This window comes from Vibrio sp. A8-1 (assembly GCF_013048685.1).
Classification (GTDB): Bacteria; Pseudomonadota; Gammaproteobacteria; order Enterobacterales; family Vibrionaceae; genus Vibrio; species Vibrio metschnikovii.
This window is the reverse complement of record NZ_VHTC01000011.1, coordinates 101,008-118,726: the sequence shown is the minus strand read 5'-3', so window position 1 is coordinate 118,726 and position 17,719 is coordinate 101,008. Positions and strand designations below refer to the sequence as shown.

Below are 17,719 nucleotides of genomic sequence, written 5' to 3'. Positions count from 1 at the left end.
AGAAGGTTTCAATTAATTTGTCCATGCTCTTTCCTTGGAGGTATCTGTTCCTTTTGGTCGAATGATCAGATCGGGGAACGAGCAATTAGTTCCTCTGCCAGCTCAGTTTCTTATCCAGAGTTCAGGTTTGATAAGCATGAATACGTGATACCTTTAAATCACGTGCTGTGGCGGGGGCGCTGGCCAGAGCAAACTGCACCGAATAGAGGTCATCAATGGTTGGTGCTTTGAGCGCATAGGCATAAGAGAAATTAAGCAGCGTATTTGGCGTTGATTGATAGTGCACTTCTAAACGAGGACTTAAACCTTGATGTGTAGTTTTGCTGTAATCATGTCCGGCATTCGGATCATTGTAATCGGGTGCCGAGTTACCTTCACCCTGACTTTCTATGTACTCATAGCGCAATGAGGGAATAATGCGCAGTGCATCGCTTAGGCGATAGTGATCGGCAACATACACGGCATAAGTGGATTGTTCACCTGATGGTTCAAAGTAGGGCGTATACCAACCATAGTTTTTCTCTGCTTTCGTTTTATAAGATGCATTATAAACGAGTGACTGACGATCCGTTTTTTCATATTGTAGCCCTACCACCAGCTCATGATCGATAAAGCTCGATCGGTTGGAAATATCTAAGTAGTCGCGTTGATAACTGAGCCAAGATTCGTGCCCATAATTGCCAACGGAAACAAACATTTTTTCAAAGGCAATATCTGGCCGCACCCAATGACGTTCGTTTTTGGAACGCGCTGCGGTTAGTGTGAAGTCGATATAAGGATTAGAAGGAATAAAGCGGTATGACAAGGTGGTGGTATTGTCTTGGTAAGTATTATACGCCGTATTTGCGTACTGTGCCGCTTCAAGTGAACCATATTTTTTGATGTTGAAGTCAGAGATTTCTGGCATTTTTCCACGCCGGTTAGCCCAAGGTTTACGTCCCTCATCGCGGTAGCGTGTACTAATAATATTCAATTGATGATGATAGCTTTGATAACCCGTTTTCAATAGTAGATTGTTTTGTTCAAACGCTGAATAATCAACCGTTTCACCGCCACCCACTTGTGTATCTTTAGAATCTTTGATTGAACCATTCGCTAAGAAATAAAAACCGGTATCAGTGCGTCCGTAGACACTTAAGGTTTGGCTATTTTCATTACCGTTGGTATTGTAACCGGTAGAAACACGAGTACCGAAGTTCTGTCCGTGGCCTAGGAGGTCATCAACCGTTTTCGTTTTAACGCGAATGGTCCCACCAAACTTACCATTGATTGCTCGGTAATCGTGAGTGCCTTTAATAATTTCTGTTTCGCCAATTAAGAATGGATCAAAAAAGAAGGTTCCATAGCGATACTGTTGAAAGCCGATCGGGGCACCGTCAACGTACACTGCAAGGTCGCTAGGGTCGCTGAAACCATGAATATTAATCCGTTCACCTCCGGATCGTGCTCCACCATCCAGTGTTGCTCCAGGCACTGAGCCAACCAACTCTGCGAAGTTGGCGTATTGCTGTTCTTCAATCTGATCAGAATCAATAGTGGTTTGTGCGGGTTTAGCGATGGTGATCGGTTTCGCGTAACGTACACCAATAACTTCAATGGATTCGTCGGCTTTTTCACTCGCATGGAGAGTAATACTGTGGAATACAATCAACGAGATTAGGCTTATTTTACAAGAAATAGGAAAATCAGTGAGCATGGTAACTATTTACTTTTGTCGTTATTATTAAAGCGACTGATTATAGGAACCTTTCCTCTTTCTGTAAATGCAATTGATATTTATTATCATTAATTTCTGGTGACTATTATACCGTTCTCCTAAAGGGTAAGCCGCGTTCAATAATTAAGATAAGCACTATAGCTCTCTTACACGTCATAGAGATACCACAATATCAAGTTTTAAACACAGCAAAACTACGTGCTAGTTGCTGACCGTTTTCCATCAACTGTTCACTTGCGGTAGCGACTTGATTGGCTTGTGCGGTAGCTTGGGTGCTATGCTCAGCAATCTGAGTTAAATTACGAGTAATTTCATTGGTGGCCTCAGATTGCTGGCTACTTGCACTAGCGATATGCTGGTTGAAAGCCAAGATCGTTTTAATCTGCGTTTCAATCTCATTGAGCATTTGCTGCGCCTGTTCTGCTTGTTGCTGAGTGACGTGTGATTGCTGTTGCGTTTGTGTCATCGATTGACAGACGTTTTGAGCTTTCTTTTGTAGGCCAGAAATGATTTGCTCAATTTCATTGGTACTGGCTTGGGTGCGAGTTGCTAAAGTCCGTACCTCATCAGCAACCACCGCAAAACCACGCCCTTGTTCACCGGCACGTGCTGCTTCAATGGCAGCGTTCAGTGCCAGTAAATTGGTTTGTTCAGCTACGCCGCGTATAACTTCCAATACTGCGCTGACTGATTGAGTCTCGCTGGCTAGCGCTTGTGTTTCTTGTTCGGTACGCGTCAACTGGTCGCGCAAATATTGCATTTCGGTTGAAGCTTGAGTGATCACTCGTTGCCCTTGATTCGCAGCTTGATTTGCATTGTGCGCCGATTGTTCTGCTTGATAAGCCGATTGAGCAACTTCTTGATTTGACACATGTAGTTGATTCATGGCGGAAGCAACGGTGTCGACAGCTTGGTGTTGCTCATAAGCTTTGCTTGAAGCGTTTTGCGCTACTTGGGTTAATTCCTTCGCTGAGCCAGTAACACTCTCGGTGATCGGGGTAATGTTTTGGATGATATGGCGAATTTTATTAGTGAAGAGATTGAACGCCTCACCAATTTGAGCCAGTTCATCTTTACCAGTGACTGTTAACTGGCGAGTAAGATCGCCTTCGCCTTGAGCAATGTCTTTGAGCCGAGCTAGTGTTTCCTCACAAGGTTGAGTAATGCTGCGCCCAATTAGACTGGCAAAGGCAAGTAAAAGAACTAGCGTTCCAATGATCCAAACAACAATCGAACTTAGTCGAGCCATTATTAGCGCATTTACATCATCGACATAGATGCCTGTGCCGATTACCCAGCCCCAAGGTTTAAATTGTTTAACATAGGAAATTTTATCTACTGGATAACTCGACCCTGGTTTTGGCCACTGATATTCGACGACTCCTTGTTGATTTTGCTGGGTTATATTAGCCATTTCTACAAAAAGGGCTTTTCCGTTAGGGTCTTTAAAATTGCGTAAACTCTGACCATTCATCTGGGGTTGCATTGGGTGCATGACCATAGTGGGATGCGTATCATTAATCCAGAAATAATCATTGGTTCCATAACGTAATTGAGCTATTGCTTTTTTTGCTGCATGTTGTGCCTGCTCAGTGCTAAGTGTGCCTTGATCTGCTTGCTGAGCATAATATTCCATTAAAGTATAAGCGCTCTCGACTAAGTACTGTGTTTGGGTTTGTTTTTCTCGCATCAGATCGGCTCGGTAGTCTTTGACCGTAATTGCAAAAGGTACGGCAAGCATGACCAGAATGATGGCAGTAAGTAAAAATAGACGATTACGGATAGAAAGTCGGCGCAGACTAACATAAGTCATAAACATCACTCCTTGATATATGACCAAATAATAATATGATTAAGATTTCATATTTATCTACAGTAACAAATGATACTGAGTTCTGTAAATTAGACCAAAGAAGTAAGTTTGTTAAGTTGTGTACAGTGTCTAGCTTTTATGCCAATCATGCATGAATACGTTGTTGTTAAAGAGGTTAATTTCAGCACTATAGATAAGGCAAGGGCGGTGAGACGTCACTGAAACGCAAGCCTTTAGTCATTTTAACTGTCTGTTATCCATTCAGCTTAAAGCTGTAGCCAAAGTTGTTTGGGTATATAGAGATGGTATTTTTTATCAAAACGCGGATAATCTTGCTAGATAACAGACAAAGAAGAAATAATCCATGACTAATTTTCAATATTACTTTCATCCACTCCCTTGTTTTAACTGTAAAAAAACCACAGTGAGTACTGATTTGGGTTGGTTAACGGCGACGATGAAAGAGGACGTATTAGCACAAGTGGCGACAATCACGGCGCAAGACAGCATCGAACCGGATCTTTCGGTTAAGGTGACGTGCACGAAAGACGAAGCGCGTGATTATTTGTTGCTTAACTTCTTTGGTTACTCTGAAGAAGAGCTTGCTGATCAAGTTGAAGCCGAAGATGAGCAAGAAGTGGCGGATGAGATCGCAGAGCTATTGGTCGATGGTAGCGAGTCGATTGACTTTGAACACGAAATCGCCCTGCAAAGTTGTACTAATTGCGATATTGATGGCGAGTAAAATGTAGCGTTAATTAGCGTATCATTCATCATATTATCTGGACTTAAGGCGTTAGCAGCACAATGCGTTGCGAACGCTTTTTTCTTCTTAAACGATTTGTATTTTTAGAAACCGTTAGCGTCATTAAACGTTATGTTATACCGATGATCTAAGGTAATGGATCCTACGTAGAACTTGATAGTGAACAATTACCAAATCAAGGAATGGTTGAATGTTTTCAATATTTAAATCTGACCCAACCAAAAAGCTTAGAAAACAACATGCTCTGAAGCTCGAAAATGCGATGCTGGCGCAGAGAAAAGGGGATATTCGGACTTACTCACAGCTCACCTTTGAAGCGGATGAGATGTACCAGCAGATTGAGCGTCTAGAAGCTGAACAAAAGTAATACTGAGAGCGCTTTAGTACCCAGTACTTAATCGCCTCTTTCTAATGCTAATAAGCCTGCTTTGCGCTCTATACCTCCCGCATAGCCCGTTAGTTTGCCATTTTTTCCAATCACTCTATGGCAGGGAACGATAATGGAAAGTGGATTTTTTCCGTTGGCTAATCCTACCGCTCTGACGGCTTTCGGGTTACCGATTGCTTCAGCCAACTGTTGATAGCTCCATGTCTCGCCATAAGGGATGTTGCCCAATGCTTGCCAAACCGATCGCTGGAATAGTGTTCCTGTGGCGGCTAAAGGCAAACAAAATTGGGTGCGCTGGCCAGCAAAATATTCCTCTAGCTGTTGTATGGTATCGATAAGTAGCGGGCAGTGTGCGGACTCGATACCTAAGTCTGTTGGCATGGTGGTTTCGGTAGCAAACCAAGCGCCCAATAATCCTTGTGGGCAAGCCTGTAGCGTCATGACCCCAAAAGGGCTTTGGTAATGGGTAAAAGTATTCATGATAGTGACGGTCTCTATGCGCTGTTCAGTCTCAGGGATAGTGTATTCATTATTCACAAACATACTAGCTATTTCTACCTCTACAGTCTTTCTGTTGTTAGCCATTATAAAGAGGGTGCAAGCGAGAATGAGTACTCCTTTTTCTCTCACAAGTCAGAAAAAGTCCTTCATGAATCATCACCCTGTTCTATGCTGATAGTAATAATAAAAACAATACGGCTTAATTTATTTTCGTTGATAAAAACAAAGAGGCAGTGTTATGACTATCAACAATACTATGAAGCTCGTATTTGCTGTGATTGGTGCGGGTATTATTATCAGTGTCTTAACCGTATTGCAGCTCAATGGACTAATGCACCAAGTTGAGCATATGGCGCAAGTTCGCTATCAATCCTATCAAGCGGCAGATGAACTTCGCCAAAGCTCTGATGATTTAACCCGTTTAGGACGTACTTATGTCGTCACCGGTGATGAAAAGTACGAAAAAATGTATATGGATATTTTAGATATTCGTAACGGAAACAAACCCCGCCCAGAAAATTACCACACCATTTATTGGGATCTTGTTTTACAACATGGTCAAAAACCGAAACGAGATGGTAAGGCTATTTCGCTTAATCAAATGATGAGTGATCTAGGCTTTACTGAACAAGAGTTTCGCTTACTGAGAGAAGCTCAAGCTAACTCCGATGCGTTAGTTAACATGGAAGTCAAAGCCATGAATGCGGTTAAAGGACTGTTTGCTGATGCGAGTGGGAATTATACCGTCAGAAGAGCGCCGGATCGTAATATGGCCATCGAGTTATTACACAGTAATCAATACCATCAAGAAAAAGCCAAAATCATGGCTCCAATTGATAAGTTTTTTACTGAACTGGAGAATCGTACCAGTCAACAGATGAATGAGGCCGCACAGAAAGTAAAAAATACCGTATTGATCGGTAATATCTCATTAGTGATTGTCTTTGTGATTGCCATTCTTGGCTACTTCATTGTCAATCGTAAGGTCGTGAAACCGATAGACAGCATGGCAACCTTGCTCCAAAAAGTCGATAAGGATTCAGATTTAACCCTACGAGTGGATGATAAGAGTAATAATGAACTCGGGATCATTGGTTCGACTATCAACAAAGTCTTGGTTAGCTATTCTTCGACCATTACCAAAATTAACCAAGTTAACCATACTATCTCTGCTATCTCAGACACGATTCGTGATGTGACTGAGCAAAATGCAAAAGTGGCGAATCAGCAGAGCCAAGAGCTAGAAATGGCGGCTACCGCTATGGAAGAGATGACCTCGGCATTGTCTACCGTTGCTGAAAGTACTACGATGGCTGAGCAGTACGCCGGTAGTGCAGAAAAAGAAGCCAGCACCAGTAAGCAGGTATTTGATAAAACGACTCATGAGTTTGGTGAGCTGGAAAGCGAATTTACCAAAACGTCTGAGGTGATTCAGCAATTGGCGAATGAATCGAATAATGTTGGTAATGTGCTTGACGTCATTAAGGCTATTGCCGAACAAACCAACTTACTGGCATTGAATGCGGCGATTGAGGCGGCTCGTGCCGGTGAGCAAGGGCGTGGGTTTGCGGTTGTCGCTGATGAAGTTCGCTCTCTTGCCCAGCGAACTCAACAGTCAACGGGTGAAATTGAAACCATGATTTCTGCGCTGCAAGAAAAAGCGGAGCAGTCTACCAAAACCATTCGTTCCAGTGCCGATAAAATGCAATCGACACGCACGAATATGTCTACCGCTAATGAAGCATTGGGCACCATACAAAACTCGGCCATTGAAATCCATAAGCTTAATACCTCTATTGCCTCAGCAACGGAAGAGCAGTTAACAGTGAGTGATGAGATATCGAGTAATCTCAGTAATATTAAATCACTATCTTCTGATATGAATATTGCCATCAATCAACTTGGTCCAGTGGTTAGGGATTTGCAGCACAATGTTGATGATTTAAATGCTGCGATTAAACATATTCGAACTTAATAAGTTGATGCATAAGCCTATTAATCATATAGACCCTCATAAGAGGGTCGATTTATAAACAGATAGAGAGTGTTTCATTTGATTTTTAATCATTGGTGAGCTTTATTAAGCTCGATGATATTAAAGAGTGCTGTATTTATTTTTCCGGTTTCTTCACCGTTGAATAACAAAAAATAGATAAAGGAATTAGCTATGTCAGAACAACAAAAATTCCGGTTAGTCACGAGAAGTGACTTTGATGGTTTGGTGTGCGCTGTATTGCTCAAACAGCTTGAGTTGATTGATGAGATTAAGTTTGTACACCCGAAAGATATGCAAGATGGACTGATAGAGATTACCGAACACGATATTGTTACCAATTTACCTTATGTTAAAGAAGCACATATGGTGTTTGACCATCATTTATCAGAAACCATTCGTAATCAAGGGGCTCGGCCTAATCATGTTATTGACCCGAATGCACCTTCTGCTGCGCGTGTGGTATGGGATCATTATGGGGGAGGTTCGGTATTTCCGGAGCGATGGGTAGAGATGATGACGGCGGTTGATAAAGGCGATTCGGCTCAATTTACTCGCGATGAAGTGCTCGATTCTCAAGGTTGGAACTTATTAAATTTCTTGATGGATGCTCGCACTGGGCTCGGCCGATTTAAAGAGTTTCGAGTATCCAACTATAACTTAATGATGAATTTGATTGAGAATTGTCGTACCCAAAGTATTGAACAAATTTTGGTACTGCCTGATGTGCAGGAGCGGGTAGAGCTTTATCGCGAGCATGAAGTTAAATTTAAACAACAGATTCAGCGCTGTGGAAAAGTCTATCGTAATCTTGTTTTATTGGATTTAACCAATGAAGAAGTGATTTATGCTGGTAATCGATTCATTATTTATGCGCTCTTTCCTCACTGTAATATCTCGATTCACAAAATGTGGGGTTTTCAACAGCAGAATATTGTTTTTGCCACTGGTAAATCAATTTTTGATCGTAGTTCCAAAACCAATGTTGGTGCGTTAATGCTCAAATACGGTGGCGGCGGTCATCATGCTGCTGGAACCTGTCAAATTCCCTTATCTGAAGCAGACCGTGTACAAGAAGAATTGATCAAACAAATTAATTTAGACGGTTAGATTTGTCTCTAGAAAATAACAAACAGGGTACTCAGTACCCTGTTCATCTTCTCAATGTTAGAAATTAACAGCCATTGCGAGATAACCAGTTATAGGCAGCTCTCGCTTGAACTATCCCCCAACCGTAAAAATTATCTCTACCTGCGGCACCACGATCGAGAGCCGTTTGACTGAGTGACTGACGGATTCGCTCTGGTCGACATTGTGGAAAGTGACTCCAAACCAGCGCTGCGACACCTGCAACGTGAGGAGAAGCCATTGAGGTTCCGCTATAGCTTAAGTAGCCGCCATTATTTCCCGTGGATAAAACATTCACCCCGGGCGCTGAAAGCTCAACTTGTGAATTGAACTGTGAGAAGTTAGCCACATTACCACCTGAGTTAACTGCCGCAACTGAGACCACTGCATCATAAGACGCCGGGTATGAGAAGCCGCTGTTTCCTGAGTTACCTGCTGCTGCAACTAAGAGCATCCCTTGTTGGTAAAAGTTACGCATTGCGTTTTGTTCGGTTACGCTGCCTTGGCTACCACCTAAACTCATATTTACCACATGACTGCCTGCACTTTGACAAGATTGGATAGCTTGAATCAAATCCGAAGCGCGAGTCCAGACACCGGAATCGTTAAAGATTTTTACGTTGTGTAGGCCGACTAAGCCAGACGGTAGAACCCCAACAACTCCGACATTATTATCCAGTGCGACAATTGTCCCTGCAACGTGAGTTCCATGGCCATTGCCATCAGTGAACCATGAACCATGGCCAGAGAAAGTGCTGCCTGTGACTCCAGCGCTCGGTAGATCAACATGGTTGCGAAGATATCCCGAGTCGATGACGCAAACTTTACGATTAGCCGCATAAACGTCAGAGAGTTGATCCGCTTGTACCATACGGATTCCGTATGGGGTCTGTTGTGCGTAAGGCTCAATCTCAGCATCGAATAAATAGCGTATTGGATCGACTTCGATCATCGCCACATCAGGATTATCGAGCAGTTGCTTGGCTTGAGTTGGCGTCATCTCAACCACTGAAGTATGTAATGACTCGAGGTGATTGATGACCGTTACTTGCTGAGTACTTAATATATCGGCGGCTTTTTGCAGAGAGAAATCTGTTTCTGTTAAGCCGTTTTGACTCATCCGCATTGGTCCGCTGGTTGCCCCAGGCACGTAGGTAACAAAATAGCGTTGTTCTGTTTGATGATTTTCAACAGCAACAGAGGGGGTAAAACTCGGTACTTCTTGATCCTTAAGCTGAGATGCTATTGCCAGTGAGATTGAAGTTGGCAACAATAACCCAGCCAGTACTGTACGTTTGACATTTTTCTTAAACATTTTTTTATCCTTGTAAAATGTTAGTGGCAAATACCACTCATCAAGGATCATTACAACGGCAGCCATTCGCCAGTTTTATAGTTTATTAATAAAGCTATTATTAGCTGGGTGAATGTGTTTGTTTTTATTTACTGAATTGTTATCTATTGGTTAATTTAATGATATTGATAGACTATTAAGTAAAAAAAAACTGTACATTTTTTAGTCTGCTTGATTTACAGCATGGCGATTTATAATGATTATTTATCCATTATAAATCGCATAAATATCTATCAAGAGGCAGAAAAAAACCGAAAGCAAAGCTTTCGGTTTTAGGGAAACGAAATACTGAAATTAACGAGTAGGATAAATGGTTAAAGGCTCTAACGTGACCAGTGCGTTATTGGTTGCCCCTGGATGATCAATATAAGGCTTATCTTGCTGAATAGTATAAAAAACATCAACAAAATCATCATCGTTAGTCAGCAATCCGCTGGGGATGGCATCGATAATTTTACCTGTGATATTGGCAATCACTGAATACCCTTGAGCTTCAAGATCAGGAATTGACTGTAGCACTTTTTCTGCGGCTTCAACCAACAGCTTAGCCAGTTCTTTATAATCGGTACCACTGTCTTGCTCCATTAATACTATATCAACCGCTCCCCAACGATAGCGCGCCCAATGGATCATTACTTGGTTAGGATAGTAATCTATCTTGTCATAATCCAAATAAGGCATGTCAACCACATCAATCGTCGGTTTATCACGACTAGGATCAACCCCTGTTACCAAAGCATAAATTTCAGCTTTACCCAAAATCCAAGGCTCTTTGTCATCTTCAAGGCGGATTTTTTTCAATACCGTGGTTGAGAGAGGTTGCACATCTGATTTATTCGCCACACTAAGGTTACGCGCTTGCGATGTCGATAGGAGGTCGTCAGATTGACTGATGGGTTGTTGTCCCAATTTTTGCAGTTCCTGACGCATAGCTTGTAAGCCTGCCTGTAGTGATTTTGCGCTGTTATTATCGACAACAAATACAGGAAAGCTTGGTAATTGATAGACGTCCAACTGGTGGATATTGCCATAAATGTCGAACGCTTCAATAAACTGCCAGGTTTGCTCATTACCTTTGGGTTCAAAGGCGAATAATGGCAGTTGGCCTTGTTGCAGATCTTTGAGCATGGTGCCGTCGGCTAAGCGAAGCTCTAATAACTCATCGGTAAACGCTTCGATACCTTGTAATGTACGAATCGTTTCATCCGCTTGTTTAACACGAGCACTTAATGTTGGACTTTGATCGTCACTCACTAAATCGGCAATCGAAACACTTAAATTATGGTTATTCAGTGTGCTCTGTAGTGAGCTTGAATATAAATTATAATGTTGACTTAAATAGTAGGCGATATCGCGTTTTTCATTACTTATAGCATCAGCGCGCTGTTGAGCGCGTAAAGCACTATCATCTTCGGATTTACAACCTAGCAGGGCGAGGGCCAATCCGGCAATTAGGATTATTTTTTTTATCATAAGAAGCTCTTTATGGCAGCAAATAAAACGGGGGTATTCGCGGTGAATTTAACATAATGATTGATTCCGTCAATCATATTGGCCGGGCAAATATTGAACGAAGATCAAGCATTAGACTTTTAGCTCTAAAATGTCGATTGAAATCAAATATCTAACCTGAAAATTTTTCATGTTGTATTTGAAGCTTATTCACTATGATCTTGCTCACAGTATGCTTCAATGCTTGAACCAATAAAGCAGTATGGATACAAGAATATGAGCACATTTACCCTTCTTGATGGCGGTATGGGCCGGGAATTAAAACGCATAGGCGCGCCGTTTTCACAGCCGTTATGGAGCGCCCAAGCACTGATTGAATCGCCAGATCATGTCCGTTTAGCTCATCAGAGTTTTATTGATGCCGGTGCCGAGATCATTACCGTCAATAGTTATGCCTGTGTGCCCTTTCATTTAGGCGAAGCACTGTATCGCAGTGATGGCGCAAGATTGGCCCGTTTAGCGGCGAAAATTGCTGCTGAGGTTGCACAGCAAGCGCCACATGCCGTACAGGTAGCAGGCTCAATTCCGCCAGCAATGGGCAGCTATCGCCCCGATCTGTTTCAAGCGCAACCAGCGCAAGCGATCACCCAAACCCTGTATGCGGCGCAAGATCCTTACGTGGATATCTGGATTGCCGAGACCATTGCTAGCTTAGAAGAGTTGAGCATGATTCAACAGGTCTTAGGGCAATCAAGTAAGCCTTGTTATTACTCGTTTACTTTGCAAGATGATGGCGATGTGGCGCTGCTGCGTTCTGGAGAGTCGGTATCGGATGCGGCTCAGCAAGTTGCTGCGGCAGGAGGGGCAGGGATGTTATTCAACTGTTCAGTACCTGAAGTGATGGCGGATGCTATTTCGCAAGCGAAAAATGTGTTGAATGGAGATCAAACCGGTATCGAGATCGGGGTGTATGCCAATAGCTTTGCGCCGATTAAAGCGCAACATGCGGCTAATCAAACCGTTCAGGCGATGCGTGAGTTCAGCGCGCAAGATTATGTTGAGTTTGCCAAGCAGTGGTATGAACTAGGCGCAACCGTGATTGGTGGCTGCTGCGGTATTACCCCAACCCATATTCGTGCTTTACAGGATTGGAGGCAGGCGCTTGAAAAATCTTAACTATGGCTTGGCTTTCCCGGCGATTATTTTGGTCTTGGTATTACTGACCGTTTCAGCCCTTTATCCTGCCAACTCACAAGCCATGGCCGGACAAGCGATGGCGTGGGTCAGTCATTGGTTTGGCTGGTTGGTGCAACTAGCCAGTTTGGCGTTAGTCGGCTTTTTACTCTGGCTCGCCTTTTCCAAACATGGCCAAATCCGTCTGGGTGATGAAAAAACCGAATACAGCAATTTTTCTTATGGTGGGATGATATTCACCGCTGGTGTTGGTGCATCCTTGATTTACTGGGCGATTGGTGAGCCGATGTATTACCTACAATCGCCGCCGTTATTTGCCGAGGCGAATAGTTACCCAGCCGCGGCTTGGGCTGTGACCTATTCTATTTTCCATTGGGGGATCACTGGCTGGGCAATTTACTGTTTCCCCGCGATTCCTTTTGCCTATGCTTTTTATGTGCAGAAAAGGCGCACTTTAAAAGTGTCGAGTTTATGTTCATCCGTGGTCGGCAATCATCCGCTGGTCAGCAAAAGTATTGATCTGTTGTCGATTTTTGGCACGCTGGCTGCTTTTGCTAGCTCATTGGCGTTAACCGTGACGCTGGTGAGTACTGGGGTTGCCGATTTATTGGCGATCAATAACAGCCTTGGTCTTCAAGGGATTATTATTGCGTTGTTTGTTAGCTCATTAGTCGCGGTGATGTTAGTGGGCTTTAATCAAGGCATTAATCAAATTTCAAACTGGACAGTGACCTTGGCGATTGTGTTTGCGCTGTTTGTTCTGCTGGTCACTCAGCCTGCTTTCATCGTTAATAATTTTACTGATTCATTAGGGGTGATGCTAGATAGCTTTTTTAGAATGTCTTTGTGGACCGATCCGGTTCAGCAAAGTGGCTTTGCTGAAGGTTGGACGCAATACTATTGGTTTTGGTATTACGCTTATTTGATCATGATGGGGCTCTTTATCACCCGTATTTCACGCGGTCGTACTATTCAAGAGGTGATCCTTTATACCCTTTCGATGGGCGCTTTAGGCTGCGCATTTTTCATCTCTATTTTCGGTGGTTATGCAGTATGGGCGCAAATGCTAGGTGGCTTACCCGTTCAAGCGTGGATGGTGGAAGGGGGATTAACCTACGCTGTGGTCGCTTTGATCAAAACTTTACCCGGCGGTGGCTGGATCCTCGCTTTGTTTTTAATCATCCAATTTTTCTTAATGTTGACCACCATGTCGAGCGCCAGTGTCGCTACGGCGATGTTAACCACCAATCAACTTGAACTGAATGGAGATCCGGATAATCGAGTGAAGCTACTTTGGGCGGCGGCCATTGGTTTGATCAGTCTCAGTGTATTTTTAGCAGGCGGCGGCATAGAGACCATTAAATCACTGTGTGTGGTTGCCGGTCTGCCGATGATGTTTATCTATGCCATTATGTTGAAAGGTTTTTTACATACGTTAGGCATTTTACCCAGCCACAGTGAAGCAGAAACGGTGCCTGATCGCCAGATTGTGCTTAGTAAAGTGGAGTAACTGAACCCAAGCAAGCCGGAATTAACAACCGGCTTGCTTGGTACTGGCTAGCTTAAAATCATAGCGCTTTTGGCCTCAAGCGTGATGAGCATTTCTCCATGTCGATACTCATAATGTTGTGCGTTTAGCGCATTGCTAAACTCCCCACTGGTTAACCCCAACTGCCAGAGGGGCAAACATACGTCGCGGGCATGACCAAGATTAATCGCAACCAGAACTCTTTGCTCCGCATAGCAGCGTGCAAAGACAAAACTGCTCTCATCTTGATACAGCAGTTGAAAATCGCCTATCTGCAAAGCGACATATTGTTTTCGTAGCGCAATCAGTTGTTGAAAGAAAGCAAAATAAGGTGATGTTGTCACTTGCTGCCAAGGCATACAACGACGGTTGTCGGGGTCATGACTGCCTCTTAATCCAACCTCCGTCCCATAATAAATACAAGGCGTACCCACATAGGTGAAAAGTAGCGTGCTGGCGATATGAAATAACGGTTGATCGCCATCGATCAGCTCCATAAATCGTGCGGTATCATGGCTATCTAATTGATTGAGTTGCGCTAACTGATTCGCCCACGGGATTTTGGCTCTGGCTTCTGCTAGCCAATCGAGAAACTGCGCTACTTGGATATCGATAGGGTGAAAAGCAATATCTAAATGCGTGAGCAAGGCCCGTAAAGGATGCGCAAAACCATAATAATTCATCGCGCCATCTTCTTGATCGCCTTGTAGCCATTGAGTCGCTTCAAAAAAATGTTCACCCAATACATAGCAATCCGGGTTGATCTGTTTTGCCGCATCACGAAAGGCTTGCACGTAATGAGCGTTATTTTTGGCACCTTCACCTTCACCGAGCATATGGATAACATCAAAGCGCCAGCCATCAATTTGATACGGAGGCTTTAGCCAATGTTTAATTACCGCTTGATCAGATTGATAAATAGCCGCTCTGACGTCAGGATGCTGAAAGTTCAACACCGGTAAGCTAGCGACACCTTTCCAACCGATATATTCTTGAGTGTCGCCTTGGAAAAAATAGTAATCGCGATAAGTGGATTGGACCGATTGATAAGCGCCTACTTCTTGATGCCAACCCTGTAAATTAAACCACGGATGCTCGGTAGAAGTATGGTTAAAAACCGCGTCGAGCACAATTTTCATCCCTCGCTGATGAAGATTATCGCACAACTGCGCAAAGTGTTGATTGGTGCCTAAGTGTGGGTCGACATGATAGTAATCCATACAATCGTATTTATGATTACTAGGGGCATGAAAGATCGGGTTTAGGTACAGCGCAGTAACGCCAAGATCTTGTAAGTAATCAAGCTTTTCTTCTACCCCATATAGGTCGCCGCCATAAAATTCACAGCCGCCATTGCCTTGATGATTATCAACGGGCTCCCCCCATGCTTTAGCAATCACCGGTTTGCTGCCGCCACTGACACAGTATTCTCCGCTTTTCACGCTGATTTCCGGTTTGCCATTAGCAAAGCGATCCGGAAAAATCTGATAAAAAACCTGTCGACTAACCCAAGATGGTGGCTGATGTTGTGCATTGTACTTGAAGTGGTACTCACGACTTGGGATTCGCGCAGAGACAGATTTCGCATCTAACCACCACTGACCTTGCTCAGAGAGTAACTTAAAAACATAGTGAGTCACTGCGCGATCTTGATTTAGCGGGATAGTTGCTTGCCAATAAGTGAGCCGTTCATGAGTGGTTATATTGACCATCTCGACTAAATGTTCTTCATTATCAGGCTCATGACGCACGAGAATTTGGCGGCATGGAAATGAGCGTTCAATAGCTAGGGTTAAGGTTAATGAATCTTGGTGGCGAGTAACCCATGATTCAGTTTGGCCGTGAAAAAGAAACGGGGCGCGCATATTATACTCCTTCATCATCGTACAATTTCCCTGCTGTTTTTCTCAGCAGGGAGAAGATCAGCAACTGGCTTACAAGGCTAAGTGTTCAGGGTCAATTTCAATAAAATGTGTGGAAAGCGGCTGAAAGTTTATCTCGACATAACTGCGCTGCTTCGTTACCACCAGTGTGAGTGGTTGCTGATTGAGATGATCGATTAAGACATATTCTCCCTCGCTCAATTGCCAATGTTTAATCAGCTCTTGGGGTAAATGCAGTGGCACGGTTTTACTTGCCGTGGTGCTAAAGTTAGCGGCAATAATCAATTTTTGCTCAGGGCAAGAGCGGGCAAAGGCAAACAGCGTATGTTGTTGCTCTGCAAAAAGTGGCCAATTCTCGGCGTATAAATCGTGATAATCGCCCATCAGCGCTGGACTGTTTTTAGCTAAGCTGAGTAGCTGGCAGTAAAACTGACGTAGCTGGCGCTGCTTATCACTTAACTGCCCACCATCAAATCGACCATGATTAAGCCATTTTTGATGTTCAGGTACGCCAATATAGTCAAAAATAGAGGTGCGTGACGGCTGACCAAATCCAGCCTGTTCCGCTCCTGGCTCTCCCACCTCTTGACCAAAATAAATTAGGGTCGGCGCACTGGATAAACAGGTAGAGATCAGCATCGCTGGCCGCCCTTGTTCAGCATCACCGGCAAACTCAGCTGAGGCAATGCGTTGTTCATCGTGATTTTCTAAAAAATGCAACATATGATGTTCAATATCACGCATTTGATGCTCAATGCTGCCAATGATCGCGGTTGAGGATTTGCCCTGCATGATGGCTTTTAACCCATCGTATAAATCGACTTTATCGTACAAATAATCCATTTTGCCTAACTGAATATAATCACGGTAAAGCTCAGGTTGATAGACTTCGGCCATTAAAAAGGCATTAGGATTAACGTGCTTGATCGCTGAGTTCATAAAACTCCAAAACTCAATCGGTACCATCTCCGCCATGTCATAACGAAACCCATCAACCCCTTGCTCTAGCCAGTAGAGCGCAATATCACGAAACTTAAGCCACGAGTTCGGCACCGACTGCTGCTGCCAAAAAGTAAAATGCGCTTGATGAGAAAGCCAACGATAAGATTCTGGCAGTTCGGCGAAGTCTTTTTCTCCACTAGGGGTAACGCCGTAATTAATCTTTACCGTTTCATACCAATCGTCCACATCCGGTTTGGCCTGCCGCGAGCCATTGCCGGTCCATTTGGCTGGAAATTCTTGATAAGACTCAGCCAGGAGCGGATGATTTTCACCCCCTAATGGTGCTAAGTGATCGGGCAGATCGGGCATTTGAAACACCTGATTGGGTAGGTAATAAAAATTATTGTCTCTGGCATACTCAAGTTGAGTATTATCACTTTGTCCGAAGTCCTCGACACCGGGAGGATTGTTTAATCCTTGATAGTGTCGTGCCACATGATTCGGAACAATATCAATAATGACTTTTAATCCAGCCTGATGTGAGCGGTTAATTAAGGCCAAAAACTCTTGGTTACGTTGCGCGGTGTTATCGGCCAAATCGGGATTGACTGAGTAATAATCTTTCACCGCATAGGGCGAACCAGCGCGTCCTTTCACTACGCTTGGATGATCATCACTGATGCCAAACTGGCGATAATTGGCCACTAAAGCATGATGATGAACACCCGTATACCAAATATGCGTTGCTCCCAATTGAGCAATTTCTTGCAAGGCTTTAAGCGTAAAATCACTAAACTTACCCACTCCGTTTTGCGCTTTTGTGCCCCAAGGGATGTTGGCGGTTTGCGTATTACCAAATAGACGAGTGAATACTTGATAAACGTTTATTTTTGAAGAGGAATATTTTGGATGCATCGTCTAAAACCTAACTGCTATCAATAAGAAACCGCTTAAGGGTAGACAATGGTTTGATAATGCAACTCATCCCTTACTCAGCAATTTAGGGCGTAGATCGAAGGGAGAGTGGAAAAGTGTGAGCGAGGTTAAGCTATACGAATGA

Annotated in this window: 13 protein-coding genes; 6 read left to right on the top strand and 7 right to left on the bottom strand. The window is 43.6% G+C overall.

Annotation, left to right across the window (positions count from 1 at the left end):
* Positions 1-121: 121 nt before the first annotated feature.
* Together FKN93_RS08435 and FKN93_RS08430 are read right to left on the bottom strand one after the other, a co-directional pair.
* Positions 122-1,696, bottom strand: coding sequence for a TonB-dependent receptor (locus FKN93_RS08435; protein ID WP_249374165.1), 1,575 nt, complete (start codon positions 1,694-1,696; stop codon positions 122-124).
* Between the two features lie 193 nt (positions 1,697-1,889).
* Positions 1,890-3,530, bottom strand: coding sequence for a methyl-accepting chemotaxis protein (locus FKN93_RS08430; protein WP_004395514.1), 1,641 nt, complete (start codon positions 3,528-3,530; stop codon positions 1,890-1,892).
* A 364-nt stretch (positions 3,531-3,894) separates the two neighbouring features.
* On the opposite strand from FKN93_RS08430, the gene FKN93_RS08425 reads away from it, so the two are divergent.
* Positions 3,895-4,275 (top strand): hypothetical protein, encoded by a 381-nt coding sequence (locus tag FKN93_RS08425; RefSeq protein ID WP_170904865.1) that lies wholly within the window; start codon positions 3,895-3,897, stop codon positions 4,273-4,275.
* Positions 4,276-4,486: 211 nt separating this feature from the next.
* Positions 4,487-4,663, top strand: coding sequence for a DUF6435 family protein (locus FKN93_RS08420; protein ID WP_154168473.1), 177 nt, complete (start codon positions 4,487-4,489; stop codon positions 4,661-4,663).
* Positions 4,664-4,690: 27 nt separating this feature from the next.
* Here FKN93_RS08420 and FKN93_RS08415 read toward each other — a convergent pair whose 3' ends face one another.
* The gene (locus FKN93_RS08415) at positions 4,691-5,164 is read right to left on the bottom strand and encodes a methylated-DNA--[protein]-cysteine S-methyltransferase (protein WP_170904867.1); all 474 of its coding nucleotides are present in this window, start codon (positions 5,162-5,164) and stop codon (positions 4,691-4,693) included.
* Between the two features lie 259 nt (positions 5,165-5,423).
* Here FKN93_RS08415 and FKN93_RS08410 point away from each other — a divergent pair, with 259 nt between their 5' ends.
* Together FKN93_RS08410 and FKN93_RS08405 are read left to right on the top strand one after the other, a co-directional pair.
* The gene (locus tag FKN93_RS08410; RefSeq protein WP_004395510.1) at positions 5,424-7,160 is read left to right on the top strand and encodes a methyl-accepting chemotaxis protein; all 1,737 of its coding nucleotides are present in this window, start codon (positions 5,424-5,426) and stop codon (positions 7,158-7,160) included.
* A 192-nt stretch (positions 7,161-7,352) separates the two neighbouring features.
* Positions 7,353-8,288: an exopolyphosphatase gene (locus FKN93_RS08405; RefSeq protein WP_170904864.1), complete on the top strand. Its 936-nt coding sequence runs from the start codon at positions 7,353-7,355 to the stop codon at positions 8,286-8,288.
* A 64-nt stretch (positions 8,289-8,352) separates the two neighbouring features.
* On the opposite strand, the gene FKN93_RS08400 is transcribed toward FKN93_RS08405, so the two are convergent.
* Together FKN93_RS08400 and FKN93_RS08395 are read right to left on the bottom strand one after the other, a co-directional pair.
* Complete coding sequence (locus FKN93_RS08400) at positions 8,353-9,621, bottom strand: S8 family peptidase (RefSeq protein ID WP_170904863.1); 1,269 nt, start codon at positions 9,619-9,621, stop codon at positions 8,353-8,355.
* 333 nt (positions 9,622-9,954) lie between these two features.
* Positions 9,955-11,133: a DUF3103 domain-containing protein gene (locus tag FKN93_RS08395; protein ID WP_170904862.1), complete on the bottom strand. Its 1,179-nt coding sequence runs from the start codon at positions 11,131-11,133 to the stop codon at positions 9,955-9,957.
* Positions 11,134-11,388: 255 nt separating this feature from the next.
* Between FKN93_RS08395 and FKN93_RS08390 the strand changes: the two genes are divergently transcribed.
* Both FKN93_RS08390 and FKN93_RS08385 read left to right on the top strand, forming a co-directional pair.
* The gene (locus FKN93_RS08390; RefSeq protein WP_170904861.1) at positions 11,389-12,288 is read left to right on the top strand and encodes a homocysteine S-methyltransferase family protein; all 900 of its coding nucleotides are present in this window, start codon (positions 11,389-11,391) and stop codon (positions 12,286-12,288) included.
* The gene (locus FKN93_RS08385; protein ID WP_170904860.1) at positions 12,275-13,816 is read left to right on the top strand and encodes a BCCT family transporter; all 1,542 of its coding nucleotides are present in this window, start codon (positions 12,275-12,277) and stop codon (positions 13,814-13,816) included. Before FKN93_RS08390 ends, FKN93_RS08385 begins: the two co-directional genes overlap by 14 nt.
* A gap of 47 nt (positions 13,817-13,863) precedes the next feature.
* On the opposite strand, the gene malZ is transcribed toward FKN93_RS08385, so the two are convergent.
* Both malZ and FKN93_RS08375 read right to left on the bottom strand, forming a co-directional pair.
* Complete coding sequence (malZ, locus tag FKN93_RS08380) at positions 13,864-15,699, bottom strand: maltodextrin glucosidase (protein WP_170904859.1); 1,836 nt, start codon at positions 15,697-15,699, stop codon at positions 13,864-13,866.
* 69 nt (positions 15,700-15,768) lie between these two features.
* A complete protein-coding gene (locus FKN93_RS08375) occupies positions 15,769-17,574 on the bottom strand; it encodes an alpha-amylase family protein (protein WP_170904858.1) in 1,806 nt (601 codons plus the stop codon).
* Positions 17,575-17,719 lie beyond the last annotated feature (145 nt).